Source organism: Pseudomonas sp. MF08817, from assembly GCF_059862705.1.
The window spans coordinates 104,600-120,160 of sequence record NZ_JCBCUY010000010.1 but is presented as its reverse complement, the minus strand read 5'-3'; the positions used below and the strand labels follow the sequence as shown (position 1 = coordinate 120,160).

12 protein-coding genes and 1 riboswitch are annotated in these 15,561 nt (G+C 64.5%); of the genes, 8 read left to right on the top strand and 4 right to left on the bottom strand.

The window, feature by feature from the left end:
- The first annotated feature begins 32 nt into the window (after window positions 1–32).
- From AC19YR_RS08500 to AC19YR_RS08470, 7 genes are all read left to right on the top strand, one after another.
- Entirely contained in the window at window positions 33–887 is an 855-nt protein-coding gene (locus tag AC19YR_RS08500) for a MurR/RpiR family transcriptional regulator (protein WP_500597968.1), read from the top strand.
- Entirely contained in the window at window positions 884–1,630 is a 747-nt protein-coding gene (locus AC19YR_RS08495) for an N-formylglutamate amidohydrolase (RefSeq protein ID WP_095110728.1), read from the top strand. Before AC19YR_RS08500 ends, AC19YR_RS08495 begins: the two co-directional genes overlap by 4 nt.
- A gap of 202 nt (window positions 1,631–1,832) precedes the next feature.
- Window positions 1,833–2,849: an arginine N-succinyltransferase gene (locus AC19YR_RS08490; protein WP_095110729.1), complete on the top strand. Its 1,017-nt coding sequence runs from the start codon at window positions 1,833–1,835 to the stop codon at window positions 2,847–2,849.
- Window positions 2,850–2,904: 55 nt separating this feature from the next.
- Window positions 2,905–3,939, top strand: a complete 1,035-nt coding sequence (astA, locus tag AC19YR_RS08485; protein WP_095110730.1) for an arginine N-succinyltransferase — start codon at window positions 2,905–2,907, stop codon at window positions 3,937–3,939.
- Between the two features lie 157 nt (window positions 3,940–4,096).
- Window positions 4,097–4,300, top strand: a riboswitch (cobalamin riboswitch).
- 99 nt (window positions 4,301–4,399) lie between these two features.
- The gene (locus AC19YR_RS08480) at window positions 4,400–6,367 is read left to right on the top strand and encodes a TonB-dependent receptor plug domain-containing protein (RefSeq protein WP_095110731.1); all 1,968 of its coding nucleotides are present in this window, start codon (window positions 4,400–4,402) and stop codon (window positions 6,365–6,367) included.
- Complete coding sequence (locus tag AC19YR_RS08475) at window positions 6,367–7,125, top strand: (2Fe-2S) ferredoxin domain-containing protein (RefSeq protein ID WP_500597966.1); 759 nt, start codon at window positions 6,367–6,369, stop codon at window positions 7,123–7,125. The genes AC19YR_RS08480 and AC19YR_RS08475 overlap by 1 nt, the downstream gene beginning before the upstream one ends.
- Window positions 7,118–8,041, top strand: coding sequence for an ABC transporter substrate-binding protein (locus AC19YR_RS08470; RefSeq protein ID WP_095110733.1), 924 nt, complete (start codon window positions 7,118–7,120; stop codon window positions 8,039–8,041). The genes AC19YR_RS08475 and AC19YR_RS08470 overlap by 8 nt, the downstream gene beginning before the upstream one ends.
- Window positions 8,042–8,287: 246 nt before the next feature.
- Here AC19YR_RS08470 and AC19YR_RS08465 read toward each other — a convergent pair whose 3' ends face one another.
- Complete coding sequence (locus AC19YR_RS08465; protein WP_500597965.1) at window positions 8,288–9,340, bottom strand: diguanylate cyclase; 1,053 nt, start codon at window positions 9,338–9,340, stop codon at window positions 8,288–8,290.
- A 204-nt stretch (window positions 9,341–9,544) separates the two neighbouring features.
- Between AC19YR_RS08465 and hglS the strand changes: the two genes are divergently transcribed.
- Window positions 9,545–10,933, top strand: a complete 1,389-nt coding sequence (hglS, locus tag AC19YR_RS08460) for a 2-oxoadipate dioxygenase/decarboxylase HglS (protein WP_095110735.1) — start codon at window positions 9,545–9,547, stop codon at window positions 10,931–10,933.
- Between the two features lie 237 nt (window positions 10,934–11,170).
- Here the strand turns inward: hglS and AC19YR_RS08455 are convergent, their stop codons facing one another.
- From AC19YR_RS08455 to AC19YR_RS08445, 3 genes are all read right to left on the bottom strand, one after another.
- The gene (locus tag AC19YR_RS08455) at window positions 11,171–12,058 is read right to left on the bottom strand and encodes a serine protease (RefSeq protein WP_176465158.1); all 888 of its coding nucleotides are present in this window, start codon (window positions 12,056–12,058) and stop codon (window positions 11,171–11,173) included.
- Window positions 12,059–12,062: 4 nt separating this feature from the next.
- Window positions 12,063–13,559 (bottom strand): hypothetical protein, encoded by a 1,497-nt coding sequence (locus tag AC19YR_RS08450; RefSeq protein WP_500597964.1) that lies wholly within the window; start codon window positions 13,557–13,559, stop codon window positions 12,063–12,065.
- A 114-nt stretch (window positions 13,560–13,673) separates the two neighbouring features.
- A complete protein-coding gene (locus AC19YR_RS08445; RefSeq protein WP_500597963.1) occupies window positions 13,674–15,383 on the bottom strand; it encodes a sulfatase-like hydrolase/transferase in 1,710 nt (569 codons plus the stop codon).
- Between the last annotated feature and the right edge of the window lie 178 nt (window positions 15,384–15,561).

Genomic DNA, 15,561 nt, shown 5'->3' with positions numbered 1-15,561 from the left:
ACAAAAACGACACTGCCCGTGCCGGAGCCAGGATGCCCCCCCTCAGAGACTTGATAACCAGCGCTGCCTTGGATTTGACCCCCTCGGAACGCAAAGTCGTGCGTGCGCTGCTCGATCAGTACCCGCGCAACGGCTTGGGCGCCATGTCCCGCCTCGCCGAGCGGGCCGGAGTCAGCGACCCCACCATCGTGCGCTTGGTCAAGAAACTCGGCTTCCCTGGCTACGCCGAATTCCAGGAAGCCCTGCTCAGCGACATGGACCAGCGCCTGCGCTCCCCCAGCGCCCTTTTGCAACAACATGCCCAGGTTCATCAGGACGATACCTGGGGCCAGTATTTGCACGACTGCCAACGCGCCCTTCAGGAAACCCAGGCCCTGACCCAGGCCGAAGACGTGCGCATCCTCGTGCAATGGCTGCTCGACAACCGCCACCTGGTGCATTGCTATGGCGGCCGTTTCAGCCATCACCTGGCCCAATACCTGCTCAGCCACCTGCGCCTGTTCCGCCCCGGCTGCCATGCCCTGGAAGACTGCGCTCGGCTGGCCGACGCCATGCTCCAGGTGCAGCACCACGACACCGTGGTGATCTTCGACTACCGCCGCTACGAGGCCCGTGCCCTGCGCGTGGCCACGGCGGCCAAGGCCCGGCATGCGCGGGTGGTGCTGTTCACTGATATCTACGCCTCGCCGTTGCGCGAATTGGCCGACCTGATAATCAGCGCGCCGGTGGCCTCGGGCGCGGCATTCGACACCCTGCTGCCGGCCATGGCTCAGGTCGAGGCGCTGATCGCCTGCATGACCCGCCGCAGCCCCGACCTGGCGGAGCGACTCGATAGCGTGGATGCCTTGCGCAACGAGTTCGGTGTCCACCTGCTGGAGGAAAGATGACCTTGCCCACTGCCGAAACCGGGCTCTACGAGCAGCCCCCATATACTTTGCACCACGAAGACTCGAGCCACCCGCTGATCCTCGTGTGCGAGCACGCCAGCCGCTACATTCCGCCGGCCCTCAATGACCTGGGCCTGAGCCCGCAGGCGGCCGCCGAGCATATCGCCTGGGACATCGGCGCCCTGGAGCTGGCTCGCGGCTTGTCCCAGGCCCTGGGCGCGACCTTGCTCAGCGCTAACTATTCGCGCCTGCTGATCGACCTCAACCGCCCACGCCACGCCGCCGACAGCATCCCGGTGCGCAGCGAGATCTACGATATCCCCGGCAACCAGGGCCTGAACGAGGCCGCCCGCGACTACCGCCGCCAGTGCCTGTTCAAACCCTTCCACACCCGCCTGGGGGAACTGATCGAAGCACGCACCGTTGCCGGGCGCGAAGTGCGCGTCGTCGGCATCCATAGCTTTACGCCGATCTATTTCGGCCAACCGCGCACACTGCAAGCCGGGGTGCTCTATGCTCGGGCACAGGCCTACGCCCAACGCGTGGTCGAAGGCCTGCAACGCCACGGCCTGAACGCGGCCGGTAACCAACCTTATGAAATCGACCCCCTGTCGGATATGACCGTGCCCGTGCACGGCGATGCCCGGGGGATCGATGCTGTATTGATCGAGGTGCGCAACGACCTGCTGCGCACCCCGCAAGCCGTGCAGCGCTGGACGGAGTATCTGGCGCCGCTGTTGTAAACCTTGATCGCCGACAAGCGCACCGACGCTATGACCTGGCATAGCATTGCAATACCATCGAGCGCCAGGCAGAGCGCACAATAAGCACCGGCACCCCGCCCATTGGCCGTGACCGGGGTCAAACCCGTGGAAAAGACAGTGATAGTCAGGCTCATCCCGCCAAAGCTGGCGCGTAGGAGCCCATTGATACAGGAGTGCATCCATGCTGGTGTTACGCCCAGTCGAGTCAACCGACCTGCCCCATTTGCAGCAACTGGCCCGCGAAAGTCTGCTGGGCGTCACATCCCTACCGGATGACACCTCGCTGTTGCAGGCCAAAATCGATGGCTCCCTGCGGTCCTTCGCCAAGGACGTGGACGAGCGCGCCGACGAGAGCTACTTCTTCGTCCTGCAGGACAGCTTTAGCCAGCGCCTGCACGGCTGCGCCGAGATCATCGCCACCATCGGCTTCAAAGAGCCGTTCTACAGCCTGCGCAATCGCACCTTCATCAGCACCTCGCGGGAGCTGAACATCCAGCACGCAGTGCCGGCGCTGTCGCTGTGCCAGGACCTCAACGGCCACACTTTGCTGCGCGGTTTCCACGTCGACGACGCCCTGGTGCGCGGGCCTTACGCCGAGTTGGGGTCGCGCGCACGCCTGCTGTTCATGGCCGCCCACCCGCGGCGTTTTGCCGAGGCCGCCATCACCGAGATCGTCGGCTACTACAGCGAAGACATGAGTTCGCCCTTCTGGGATGCCCTGGGCAAGCACTTCACCGACCTGCCCTACGCCGAGGCCGAGCGCCTCAGTGGCCTGCAAAGCCGCGAAGCCATCACCCTGTTGATGCCCCATCACCCGATCTACATCCCCATGCTGCCGCAAGCGGCCCAGGACTGTATCGGCAAACCCCACCCGGATGGCCGCGACGCCATGGACATGCTGCTGCGCGAAGGCTTCGAACCCCACAGCTACGTGGACATCTTCGACGGTGGCCCAACGCTTTATGCGCGCACCGCTAACATCCGCTCCATCGCCCGCAGCCAGCTTCTGACCACAGTGCGCCGGGCCCCCAGCGGCAAATTGGGCCGCTACCTGCTAAGTAACGACAAACTGCGCGATTACCGCGCCATCGTCGCCGAACTGGAGGAACCCCTGGAGGGGAAGGTCGGCCTAAGTGATGACATGCTCGAAGCCTTGCGCCTGGACGAGGGCCGCACTGTGCGGTTGATCGCCCTGTGACCTTGCCCCGAGCCCAAGAACTACGCCTGGATAGGCGCGCCCAAGGAGCTGCACCATGATCGTCCGCCCGGTGAATATCACTGACCTGCCCGCGTTGCAGGACCTGGCCCGGCATGTAGACCCCGCGCTGACCAGCCTGCCCATCAGTGAAGAGCGCATGGCCCATCGGGTGCGCTGGTCGCAACGCACCTTCGCCCAACAGGTCGAGCGCGCCGATGCTGACTACCTGTTCGTGCTCGAAGACGACGACCAACGCCTGCTCGGCGTCAGCGCCCTGGCTGGCGCGGTGGGCGAGCGCGAGCCTTGGTACAACTACCGGGTTGGCCTGACGGTGAACTCGGCGCCGGTACTGGGCATCGAGCGGCACATTCCGACCCTGTTCCTGAACAACGAAATGACCGGCCAATCCCAGCTCTGCTCGCTGTTTCTGCGCCCGGACCTGCGCAGCGTCGGCAATGGCCGCTTGCTGTCCACGGCGCGGCTGCTGTTCGTGGCTGAGTTCCCCGAGTTGTTCGGCGAAAAACTCATCGCCGGGCTGCGCGGCTGCACCGATGAAGAAGGCTGCTCGCCGTTCTGGGACAGCCTGGGCCGGCACTTCTTCAAGCGCGACTTCTTCCACGCCGACCACCTCTCGGTGATGGGCAACAAGGCCTCCATCGCCGAACTGATGCCGCGCCAGCCGCTGTACACCTGCCTGCTCACCGAAGAGGCGCAAGCGGTGATCGGCCAAATGCACCCCAACACCCGGCACGCGGCGCAGATCCTCCAGGCCGAGGGTTTCAGCTACCACAATTACATCGATATTTTCGATGGCGGCCCGCTGATCGAAGCCGCGGTGGGCAACATCCGTGCCGTGCGCGACAGCCAGTCCTTGACCTTGAGCATCGGCACCCCGGACGACGAAGCCCCGACCTGGCTGATCCACAACCGGCGCCTGGAAAACTGCCGTATCACCGCCGCCAAGGCGCGCCTGGTGGGCAATCAGTTGCTGATCGACCGCCTCACCGCCAAACGCCTGCAACTGCAACCCGGCCAATCGGTACGCGCCGTGCCCATGGCCCTGCGCCACATGCAAGCTGTCGCCGCGTAACCCTCGCGGTAGCCGCTGGGGTGCGCAGCGCCCCTCGGTGGTGTGGCACCGGGCCAATTTTTACGGCCGCTACGCGACCGAGCGCGGGCGAGCCCGTTTGCTACACCAGTCTCCCCAAAACACCTGCCAAGGTTGACGAACGGTCATGCCAGTGTTCAGATGCCGCCCTGTTTCAGGTGCCTCCTGCCGCCGTGCATGAGGTGAAACGGGAAACCGGTGCGCCCTCCCAGGGCTAGTCCGGTGCTGCCCCCGCAACGGTAAGCGAGTGATGGGTTCAATCAGCCACTGTGCCTCACGGCATGGGAAGGCGAACCCCTCCAGCCTCGCAAGCCCGGAGACCGGCCTGGAATGTTTGTTTGGCAAAAACCTGCGGTGGGCGGGCATGGGCCGGTATCGGCGTGTGCCCGGTACTTTCTCCTGCGTGCTTCTGCGAAAGAAACTTTTTCGAGAAGACCAAAAAATGAATCAACTCCAAACCTTGCGTGCCCGGGCCCTGTGTCCTGCGCCCTTGCATGCCTGCGCGGCCCTGTGCGGCGCCCTCCTGAGCCCGGCCCTGCTGGCCGATGACAGCGCCCTGACCCTCGAACAACAAACCGTCAGCGCTCCGTCCGTGGAATCCACCACCGTCGCCGAGATGGCCAAGTACGGCAGCAAAGTGGAGATCGTCAGCCGCGAGCAGATCGAGCGCGCCGGCCCCAGCAGCGACATCTCCCGCGTCCTGCAGATGTACGTACCGGGCCTATACGTGGCGCCGAAAAACGGCCCGTTCGACTACGGCACCTATTCCCTGCTGGGCGGGCGCAACGACGACACCCTGATCCTGCTCGACGGCGTGCGCCTGAACAATCGCCTGTATGGCGGCATTTACATCGACACCCTGCCTGCCAACGCCATCGAGCGCATCGAAGTGCTCAAGGGCGGCCAGAGCCTGCTGTTCGGCACCCAGGCCGTGGCCGGCGTCATCAATATCGTCACCCGCAGCCCGCAAAGCCGCGACATCGGCGGCGAGGTCAACCTGGGCCTGGACAGCTTCATGGGCAAAACAGGCGACGCCCGCGCCGAGCGCATCGTCAGCAACGGCTGGGGCGACCTGGGCCTTTTGGCCTACGTCAGCCACAACGTCTCCGACGGCTACCAACCGTTTCGTAACCGCGACTACAGCGCCAACACCACGGACAAAAAGCGTTCCTACGAGGTCACCACCTTCGGTGCCAAGGCCATCCAGGCGTTGGGCGACGATGCGCGCCTGGAGCTGTTCTACCAATACTCCGACGCCAACCTGGACTTCGCCCGGCCCGCCAACAACCGCAAAACCACCAACGACCGCGTGCAGCAAATCGCCACGGCCACCTTCGAGCACAGCCTCAGCGAACGCCTGAGCTATTTCGTCAAAGGCCACGTCAACGACTGGGACACCCGCTACACCCGCATCAACAACGCCCCGGGCGGCGCCACCACGGTGGTCAACGACAAGGATTACTGGGGCTTCACCGACTGGGGCGTGCAGGCCGAAGGCAAGGCCGAACTGGACGGCGGCCACGTGCTGGTGTTCGGCGCCGACAACCAGTGGTTCAAGGGCCAGGACGATGTGCTCATCATCGACGACAACCAGGCCCAGGCCCACGCCCTCTACACCCAATTGCGCCCGGTGATCGCCGCCCTGCCCGACTGGCACCCCAGCCTCGGCATCCGCCACGAAGCCATGAGCGGCGGCGATAGCGCCACCGTGGGCATGCTCACCTCGCTCTATGACCTCAACCCCAACTGGCAGCTGCGCGGCCAGTACGGCAGCGCCTACAAGCTGCCCAACGCCGAACAGTTGTTCGCCCGCGAAGACGATGAAATCGGCAACCGCAACCTCAAGCCCGAAAAAAGCCGCAACGCCGAGCTGGGGCTGGACTACAAGGGCGAACTGCTGAACCGCGACTTCAGTGCCAGCGTCACTGGGTTTAGGCGCAAGATCACCGACCTGATTGCCCTGGACGACATCCACTGGACCAACAGCCAGGGCGAGGTGCGGGTGCGCGGCGTCGAACTGGACGGCAAATGGCAGCTGGACGAGCGCTGGAGCCTGTCGGCGGACATGACCCGCAACCTGGTGGAAGGCAACCACGGCGTCACCCTGACCAACATCCCCAGCTTCTTCGCCCGCTCGCGCCTGGCCTTCGACGCCGACAATCGCCTGTGGGGCGTGGCCGGCGCGGTGCGCTACATCCGCAGCGTGGTGGGCGCCAAGGAGGTGGAATACGGCCACTACGCGGTAGTGGACGCCGACGCCTACCGCTACCTCGACAACGCCCGCCAGCACCGCATCAGCCTGCTGGTGGAAAACCTGCTCGACCGCGACTACGTCACCAGCCGCGCCAGCTCGGTGGACAACCTGGGGCGCCCGTTCACCAGCGAAGTGCGCTACACGTACCGCTTCTGATGAACACCCCACGCCCATACCAACAGGTGCTGTTCGTCGGCCCGGGCCTGCGTGACGGCTCGCAAGGCCAGGCCTTTGCCGCCGCGTTGCGCACCTTGCGCGGCGCGGCGCCGAACGAGCGGATCATCGACACCCTGCACAGCTTCGACGGGCTCTGGCAGGCCCTCCAAGCACCGCGCCAGCACCTCGGCGAGCAGGTGCTGGTGGTGGACCTGGAGCCCGCGTCCGACAGCGCCTACCTGGACTGGTTGCGCGATGAGCTGGCGCGCCGCGCGGCCGCCCACCCGCAGGCGCCAAGGCTCTGGGTCACCGCCTCGGCCCTCGGCCGCCGGGGCCTGGAGGCCGACGCGGTGTGCGCCGAGGTGGCGCGCAGCGAGCGCCACTTGCCCTGCGAGCGGGTGGCCCCGGTGGCCGCCGACCCAGGCTGGGAACACCCGCCGGCCCACGCCCGCCACCTGTTTTTGTGCACCGGCCCGCGTTGCGTGCGCCGGGGCGCCCTGGCGCGGTGGAAAACCCTGCGCCGCCATTTGCTCGACCATCACCTGGTAGAAACCCCGGGCGGCGTGCTGCTGACCCGCACCGCTTGCCAGTTCCCATGCAACCGTGGGCCGCTGCTGACGGTTTACCCCGATGCCTGCTGGTACCGCATCGCCACCGACGACGACGCCCGGCGCCTGGTGGACGAACACCTGCTGGGCAATAGGCCGGTTGCGGCCCTGCTGATCCATCCGCCCCCAGGAGGCGTGCCCGATGCGTAGATTCTTCGTTGCCGCTACGTGGCTGTGCCTGGCCGCCCCAGCCTTTGGCCAAACCTATGGCAACTGCGGCCAAACCTGGGCCGTGGCGCAGCCGCCGCAGCGCATCGTGGCCCTCAACCAGCACAGCGCCGACACCCTGCTCAGCCTCGGCGCCGGCGACTTGCTGGCCGGCGTGGCCTATATCGACGACGACGGCGCAGCCATTGAACACGGCGCCTATCGCGCCATCCCGGTGATTTCCCGGCTCTACCCTTCAGCCGAAGTGCTCTATAGCCAGCATGCCGACCTGGTGGTGGGCGGCTTTGCTTCGGCGTTCGACAACAACCTGACCTCGCGCGCCACCCTGGGCGCCAACGGCATCGCCAGCTACTTGATGGAATCGGCCTGCGACGGCCGCTCCCTGGATTTTTTCGGGCATATCCGCAACGACCTACGCACCCTCGGCGCGCTGGTGCGCCAGCCCGAGCGCGCTAAGCAGTTGATCGCCCGCCTGGACGCCGACCTGGCCGGCGCCCGCGCGCTGCATGACGAAAGCCGAGTGCTGTCGGTGTTCTACCTCGACAGCGAGGTCAATGGCCTGCACAGCGTCGGCACACGGGGTTTTATCACCGCCCTGCTGGCCGCCGCGGGCGGGCGCAACAGCTTCGCCGACGTCGACATCCCACGCCTGAACGTGAGCAATGAAGTGCTGTTGATGAACGACCCCGACGTGATCCTGCTGGCCGACGCCGTGTGGTCCCCGGCCAGCCGCAAGCGCCACCTGCTCCAGACCGACCCGCTGCTCTCACGCCTGCGCGCCGTGCGGGAAAACCGCCTGATCGACATCCCCTTCGCCCACCTCGTGCCCACCCCGGCCAGCGGCGCCGTGGCCCTGGACCTGGCCAAGCGGTTCAAGGCCATGGCGGGCAAGCGGTAGGGGTTTCACAGCGTAAAGAGCGACCTCTGTGGGCCGCGTTGCCGGGCTTTTGTGGGAGCGGGCCCGCCCGCGATGGCGGCATTGCAAGCGCTAGAGGGGCATCGGCTGTACCGACCTCATCGCGGGCGGGCCCGCTCCCACAGTTGAACTGTGATTTTCCTCTGTATGAGCGAGCCTGCTCGCGAGGGCGGCACGCAGTGGCGGTGACCAGGGGTAAGGGTAAGACAGTTGCTCCTACAAGGTGCTTCAGCCCACCGACGCCGCCACTCCACAAATCACCCGATTACGCCCCGTGGTCTTGGCGGCATACAAGGCCTGGTCGGCGTGGCTGAGCCACAGGGTGGCGTCGCTGTGGGCCGGGTCGTAGGCGGCCAGGCCGATGCTCAGGCTGACTTTCAGGCTCGGGCTCTGGGCATAGCCCAGGCAGGCAAAGCGCTCGCGCAGGGCCTCCATCACCTGGGCGGCGCTGTGCAGGGGCACATCCGGCAGGATCACGCAAAACTCGTCACCGCCATAGCGCCCGGCCATGTCGCTGGCGCGCAGGTTCTGCGTGAGGATGCGGCTCAACTGGCGCAGCACGATGTCGCCGGCGACATGGCCGTAGGTGTCGTTGATGGTCTTGAAGTGGTCGATATCGATCAAGGCAATTGCCCCGCTGCGTGATTGCTGGCGGCAGCGTTGGAACTCCAGGTCCAGTTGATCCTTCCACGCACCGTGGTTGAGCAGGCCGGTGAGGCTGTCGGTGCGGCTCAGGGCCAGCAGCTCGCGTTTGTGCCGGCCCAGGGTGGCGGCCTGGCGATAGCAGATCCAGCCCAGCGCCAGCGGGTAAAGGCTCAGCAACGGCAGGCTGGCATACAACTGCACAGGCGTGGTCTGGGGGATGAACAACGGGGCGAAAATCATCAGGGAAGTCGCCACGCCAAGGCCCTGGGCCATGAACCCGGCCAGCAGAAAGCGAACCCCGCCGATGGCGACGTTGTTCATCGCCATCATCGACAGCGAGGTGACACTGGGCAGCGGATTGAAATGCATGGCGCCGACCCAGAACCCGGCCATGTAGGAGTCGATCAGCAGGTTACGCCGCTCGCTGTCGTAGGGCGCCTTGGCCAGGCGCGAGCACAGGTACGCCAACGGCGCCCAGGCAAAGCCGTTGAACAGCATCAAGGCCCAGACCCAGGCCGGCGGGTGCAGCGGATACATCGCCGCGCCCACGCAAATAAACCCCAGGGCCAGGCCCAGGGTACGTGAGCTGTAAAGCCTCCTTGCCAGTGAACGTCCCTTGTCGCCGGTGTGAGGCATCGGGGGCCAAACTCCTGTGACAGGTAAACAGCGTGAGGGGAGTCTATCAGGGCAACGTCAAATAGCCATCACCGACCGGCAGACCGCGATCCAGGCACCTACAGCAGTCCGGCAAAGAATGAAGTCGGGAAGAAACTTCGTTTGCCAGCCCCCCGCTTGCCCAACAGAATCGCGCCATCGCCCTGTTGCCTGGAACCTACCGCCATGAGCCACCCGCGTTTTGTCAGCCCCGACCTGATCCGCCAGCGTTTTTCCCGGGCCATGTCCGACATGTACCGCCACGAAGTGCCGCTGTACGGCGTGCTGATGGAACTGGTCGCGCAGACCAACGCCCGGGTGCTGGCCAACGACCGCCAGGTGGCCGAGCAACTGCGCATGACCGGCGAAATCGAACGCCTGGACCTGGAACGCCACGGCGCCATCCGCGTCGGCACCGAGGCGGAACTGGCCACCCTCGCCCGCCTCTTTGCGGTCATGGGCATGGAGCCGGTGGGCTACTACGACCTCACGCCTGCCGGGGTGCCGGTGCATTCCACCGCGTTCCGCGCCGTGCACGAGGCGGCGTTGCAGGTCAGCCCGTTCCGGGTGTTCACCTCGCTGCTGCGCCTGGAGTTGATCGACAACCCGCCGCTGCGCGAATTCGCCCGCGCCACCCTGGCCCGGCGCGAGATCTTCACCCCCGCCGCCCTGGCCCTGATCGACAAGGCCCACACCGAGGGCGGCCTCGACGAGCGTGACGCCAATGCATTCGTCGCCCAGGCCCTGGAAACCTTCCGCTGGCATTCGCGCGCCACGGTCAGCGCCGCGCAGTACCAGCAACTGAGCCAGCAACATCGCCTGGTGGCCGACGTGGTGGCCTTCCCCGGCCCCCACATCAACCACCTGACCCCGCGCACCCTGGACATCGACGCCGTGCAGGCGCAGATGCCCGCCCACGGCATCACCCCCAAAGCTGTGATCGAAGGCCCACCGCGCCGCCACTGCCCGATCCTGTTGCGCCAAACCAGTTTCAAGGCCCTGGACGAGGCCATCGCTTTTGCCGGCCAAGATGCCAGCCAGGGCAGCCACAGCGCCCGTTTCGGCGAGATCGAACAACGCGGCGCCGCCCTGACCCCGGCCGGCCGCGCCCTCTACGACCGCTTGCTCGATAGCGCCCGCGACGCCCTGCAAGCGTTCCCCAACGAAAGCAACGCCCTGCGCTACGAGCAATTACTGGCCGAGCACTTTGCCGACTTCCCCGACGACTACCCCAACCTGCGGGACCAGGGCCTGGCTTATTTCCGCTATTTCGTCACGGCCAAGGGCCAGGAAGCCGCCGGCCAACTGCCTGCCAACGCGGGCCTGGAGGCGCTGGTCGCCGCCGGCCATCTCGGTTTCGAGCCAGTGGTGTACGAGGATTTCCTGCCGGTCAGCGCGGCGGGGATCTTCCAGTCCAACCTAGGGGACAACGGCCAGGGGCACTACGATTCGGCGTCCAACCGCCAGGCCTTCGAGCAAGCCTTGGGCCGCCCGACCATCGACGAATTGGCACTTTACGCCCAGACACAACAACGCTCCCTGGAGCAGTGCTTCAAGGTGCTGGGGCTGGGGTAACAGGAACGGGAATGAAACGCGGGAAGGAATAAGAAGGGAGTTCGCCCAGTGCAGTGGCCTCGGCAATCCATGCACCGGTAAAGAGCCGTGACACTGGGCGAACGGGGTGGATTCTAATCCAGGAAAAGCGCGCTGTGGGCGCTCATTTCAAGGTTTTTTCCGGGCAACGCAGAACCCGCTGAAACCCCCGGCCTAGAGCCTTCTTGAACTCACCAGTCCGACCATTTACAAGCCTGCTCAGCAGCGCTCGTAGCCACGGCTATCGAGCACCCTGCAATCGAGTTTGGCCGTGTCTTGAATCCACGTTTTGTGCACGGACACCTGGGTGTACACGCCCGGCAGCGGCGTGTCCTCGCAGCCCTCGCCAAAACTGACGATGCCCAGTTGCATCGCCTGCTTGTCCTTGCCCAGCACGTACAACGGACCGCCGCTGTCACCGCGACAGGCGCGCTTGGCGTCGCCGCCGCCCTGGTCACCAGCACACAAGGTCCCGCCCGGCAGATTCGGGCGTAAGTGCTTGCAGGCGGCGTGTTCCATCACAGGCACCGAGGCTTGGATCAAATCCCGCGAGCCCAGCCCCAAGTCACTGCGGGCCCCCCAGCCGGCCACGTGGAACTGCGGCTTGGCCGCCACCACACTCTTTTCCTGCGCCGCATCCGGCAGCTCAATGGCATGCAGGCCAGGCACCGGCTTGGCCAATTTCACCAGGGCGATGTCGTAGTACTTGGCCTTGCAGTCATAGCCGGGGCGAATCACCACCTCTTCAACCTGATAGGCCGGGGTTTGCTCGTTGAGGGTGACCGAGCCGAGCAACAAGTAAAACCCGTTCCTAGTCAGGTTCTGTTTACAGTCGCCCTCGCCATTGTGAAAACAATGGGCGGCGGTCAGAGCCCATTGGTCGTTAATCAACGTGGCGCTGCAAAAGGCTCCCGCCGCTCGGGGCTGGTCCTTGCGCAGCATCGCCACCTGCCAGGTGTTACTGCCCTGTGCCACCCGCGTGCCGCCCCTGGTCAACAAGTCATAGGCCATTTGTATGGTTGCCGTGTCCGCCACGGCCAGGCTCGCCACCGCGAGTGCCAGCAGCGCCGCGTGCGCCCAACGGGCGCTCATTCTTTTAAAGCCCATGGCATCAGTCCAGGTGCGGGTAAGGGGCGGCCCGCCCGGCATCGCGGTAGGCCTTGTTGGCTTTGATCTTGCTGTCCAGCAGCTTGGCCTTGGCCGCGCTCAGCTGCGAAGCTGGAATGTCGGGTACGGCACTGGTTTCAATCAGCACAGCTTGGGCGTACTCCACGGCGTAGTCGGCTTGCAGCATGCCCTCATAGCCTTCGCGCTTGGCCTTGTCCGCCGCATCCCGGGCCGCTTCCCGTTGCGCGGGGATCACTTTCGATTGCACCAGCGTCGAGAGTTCGTCCTTGGAGGCAGCCAGCGCATTGCCCAGGTAAGCGGCGAACTTGCTGCCTTCGCGGGTTTCCACCAGGGTGGCGGTGGTGATGAAGTAGCCGGTGGTGCCAGTGACCGTTGGCAGTGTCGAGCACTTTTGGGCCTCAAGCTCTCCCTCTGCATTGCGGGTGGGCGGTATTTGGCAGACCGAATTGGCCCAACTCACTTGCGCATCGCTGATATAGGCGTCCTTGAGGCCCTTCTCCAACGCCAAGCGCGAAGGTTCATTGCCATAGGTACAACGCTCGTCGTTCAACGCGAAGTTGCGCGGCACACTGCGATTGTGTTGCTGCAACTGGTGGCAATAGGCCTGCGCCGCCGCTTGCACCGAGGTGTCGTAAATCGGGGGCCGAGTCGGCAGCGCGGGCGTCTTGGGATGGTCGTGCCGGTAGCGGCTATTGATGATGTCGTAGGCCAGCACATAGGGCGCCGCCTGGGCTTCTTGGCGGGTTTGGGCGACCTTCGCGTCAGCCATGTCCGCGGGCAAGGGGACGGGCAAGCTCTCCATGCCGACCATATCGCCGATCTGCTTCTCGTCCCCGGCCCTGACGCCGGCGAACTTGAACTCGAAGGCGCTGAAGGGCGCAGCACTGCCCGGCGTGGCAAAGGTAACCGCGATTGAATAATCCCGAGTTTTCTTAAACCAGGAGCTTTCCTGAAATTTCTCAACTTTGAAGTAGGTAGGAATCAACTTTAAGTATTGTTTTTCCACTACCACCGCAATCGCTGACAGCCTGAACTGGACATTATTTATCCCTGCGAAGTTAGTGATTCCGTCAGCCCATGGATGCTCGGCAACCGTATCTTTGGTAGGGTCACCGAAGTTGGCGCGGACAATTTCCAGGCAACGGCTGCCATCACTCTTTTTTAAATCCCCCTCTTCGGTGACGTCATAAAACTTGCCGTCGACCCGCGCCTGGCTACTCACCGCCTTGCTCTGCCCTGCCGCTTTCAAGTAATCGGCCCCGGCATCAATGGCCCCCGAGATCAACTTCGGCACCACAATGGCAACCACAGCAGCCCCCACCACTGACTGGTAGGCCGTGTTGTTGGTAATGGTTTTCACACCACACTGAGTGCGCCACCCCACCCGCGTTTCAATCACCGAAGAAGGCGCTTTACTGGCAGGCGCAGACGCACAACCGGCAACTAACGAAGTTGCCAAACACAGACTGACAAGGCGCATGATTTCCTTCCCTTTATGACCTTGGCAAGGAACTGACTGCATCCCTGCATTGTTTTTTAAGTTGATGACCCGTGGTGACTTTCCGACAACGCTAGCAGTAGGCCATTAATCTGTCTAATCACCAAAAGCGCTTGGCCTTAGTGTGAAATCAACGGGGCCGGGGGGCGTGACGACCTGGCCCAGATCAATGTGTTTGAACAGTGGTTTAGCGCCCAGGCGTGCGTTGAAGCGGTAATTGAAGCTGAACGCATCCTCGGTGGGTTCGCTCAAGGGCTTGCCGTAGAGCGGGCGGATGGCCGCCAGGTCGTAGCCCATTAGCGCCAGCAACGTAGGAAAAATGTTGTAGTGGCTGGAACGGTCCTTGTTGCCGGGCAGTGCGGCTTGCCAGTCGAGGGTCTGCAACTGGCGGCCCTGGATCACCACCAGCGGCACCAGCCCTTCTTCTGGCATCGGGTCGCTGCCGCAATGGGTGTCCAGCCCCGGGTTGCCGCGTTCGTGCAGGTCCTGGCCGTGGTCGGAGGTGTAGATCAGCACCGCGCGGCTGAGGTCGGCCTGGGCAAATACTCGGGCAAAGAACTCGCCGACGTTCCACAGCAAGGTGTTCTGGTAGGCGTTGCGGTAGCGCTGCCAGTCGTCCGGCCGGCCGTCGAAGCCGTCGCGCGCGCCGGTGTCGGAGATATCGGCATAGCCCCCGCGCGGCAGCGCCGGCCGGTAGCGCATGAAGGCGTCGGGGTATTTGTCGTGCACCGGAAAGTGCGCGCCCACCTTGTTGATGACCACCAACTGCGGTTGGCCGTCGTTGAGCAAATCGATCAATTGCCGGGCCACGGCCATGTCGCGGTCACGCACGGGGACGTCATCGAACTGGATAAAGCGCTGGATGTCCTGACGCTCCAGGCGTGTCATCAGGTTCTGCAAATGCCCGCCGGTGCGCTGGGCGTCGATGTACACCGTGGCCAGCCCGGCCTGGCGGGCGTACTGCCAGATCGACGGTTGGGTGGCGTTGATCCGCAGGTAGTCCTCGCGGGTGCCGCCAAAACGCAGGGTGACATTGGTATCGGCACTGCAATTAGCAATCGCGGCGCCATAGCCGAAGTTGAAGATAGCCACCCCGGCGGGCGCTTGCCCCAGGTGGCTGGGCACACCGCCGGGGGTGTTGATGTCCAGGTAGTTGCCCGACACGCTTTCGTCGATCACCAATACGATATCGTGCCCCACCGCCCCACCCTGGCGCGCCAGGGTCACCGGTTGGCGCGAGCCCACGGAGGCCTGGGCGCTCTCGTAGGCCAGCAGGTTCAGGTACACCAGGGGCGTGAACAACCCCGGCAGGCCCATGGCCCCAGCCCCCGCCCGGGCGAACAACAACACCGACAGCGCCAGCACGGCCACGAAGGGCGCCGCCACCGCCAGCACCTGGGGCACCCGCGAAGGCTGGCGCGGCGCCACGCCAATCCCCAGCAACAGCAACAACCCCGAGCCCAAGGGCCAGATGAGCGCCGCGCCGTATTGCTGCAACGCCTCCCCGATAAACCCGGCCGAGTACACCAGCGAGACAAACTGGCTGTAGGTCAGGTAACTGGCTGTCACCCTCGCGTAGCCCTCGAAAAATACCGCCGCCCCCGCCAACACCACGGCCAGGCCCCAGCGCAGCACAGGTGGGCGGATGGCAGCAGTGAGCCACAGTGCCAGCACCAGCGCTGCGAACAACACGCCATAGGCCAGCAGCGGCCAGCCCCAGCCTAGGGCGGCGAGGCGTTCCTGGTACTGGCCCAGGCCCGTGAGCAGGTACAGGCCAAGCAAGATGGGTTTGAGGCTGTGGCGCATGGCGTCCCCGGAAAGAAGGCTCGATAGCCTTTATCAAAAAACCGCAGGGCGAAGAGTCAATAATTTGGCGATAGCAATTCGCGTGCCGTTTTTCTGATGAATCGACTCGAAAACTAGCAGCACCTGGGCAAAGAGCAAGTTCATGTTTCATTTTTACAAGCGTCAAAAAACGAACCGT

What these genes read in the sequence shown, in the direction of transcription:
- astA (WP_095110730.1), top strand. Translation starts at nt 2,905, where the DNA reads ATGATCGTCCGCCCGGTGAATATCACTGACCTGCCCGCGTTGCAGGAC.
- hglS (WP_095110735.1), top strand. Translation starts at nt 9,545, where the DNA reads ATGAGCCACCCGCGTTTTGTCAGCCCCGACCTGATCCGCCAGCGTTTT.
- AC19YR_RS08450 (WP_500597964.1), bottom strand. Translation starts at nt 13,559, where the DNA reads ATGCGCCTTGTCAGTCTGTGTTTGGCAACTTCGTTAGTTGCCGGTTGT.
- AC19YR_RS08495 (WP_095110728.1), top strand. Translation starts at nt 884, where the DNA reads ATGACCTTGCCCACTGCCGAAACCGGGCTCTACGAGCAGCCCCCATAT.
- AC19YR_RS08465 (WP_500597965.1), bottom strand. Translation starts at nt 9,340, where the DNA reads ATGCCTCACACCGGCGACAAGGGACGTTCACTGGCAAGGAGGCTTTAC.
- AC19YR_RS08445 (WP_500597963.1), bottom strand. Translation starts at nt 15,383, where the DNA reads ATGCGCCACAGCCTCAAACCCATCTTGCTTGGCCTGTACCTGCTCACG.
- AC19YR_RS08500 (WP_500597968.1), top strand. Translation starts at nt 33, where the DNA reads ATGCCCCCCCTCAGAGACTTGATAACCAGCGCTGCCTTGGATTTGACC.
- AC19YR_RS08475 (WP_500597966.1), top strand. Translation starts at nt 6,367, where the DNA reads ATGAACACCCCACGCCCATACCAACAGGTGCTGTTCGTCGGCCCGGGC.
- AC19YR_RS08455 (WP_176465158.1), bottom strand. Translation starts at nt 12,058, where the DNA reads ATGGGCTTTAAAAGAATGAGCGCCCGTTGGGCGCACGCGGCGCTGCTG.
- AC19YR_RS08480 (WP_095110731.1), top strand. Translation starts at nt 4,400, where the DNA reads ATGAATCAACTCCAAACCTTGCGTGCCCGGGCCCTGTGTCCTGCGCCC.
- AC19YR_RS08470 (WP_095110733.1), top strand. Translation starts at nt 7,118, where the DNA reads ATGCGTAGATTCTTCGTTGCCGCTACGTGGCTGTGCCTGGCCGCCCCA.
- AC19YR_RS08490 (WP_095110729.1), top strand. Translation starts at nt 1,833, where the DNA reads ATGCTGGTGTTACGCCCAGTCGAGTCAACCGACCTGCCCCATTTGCAG.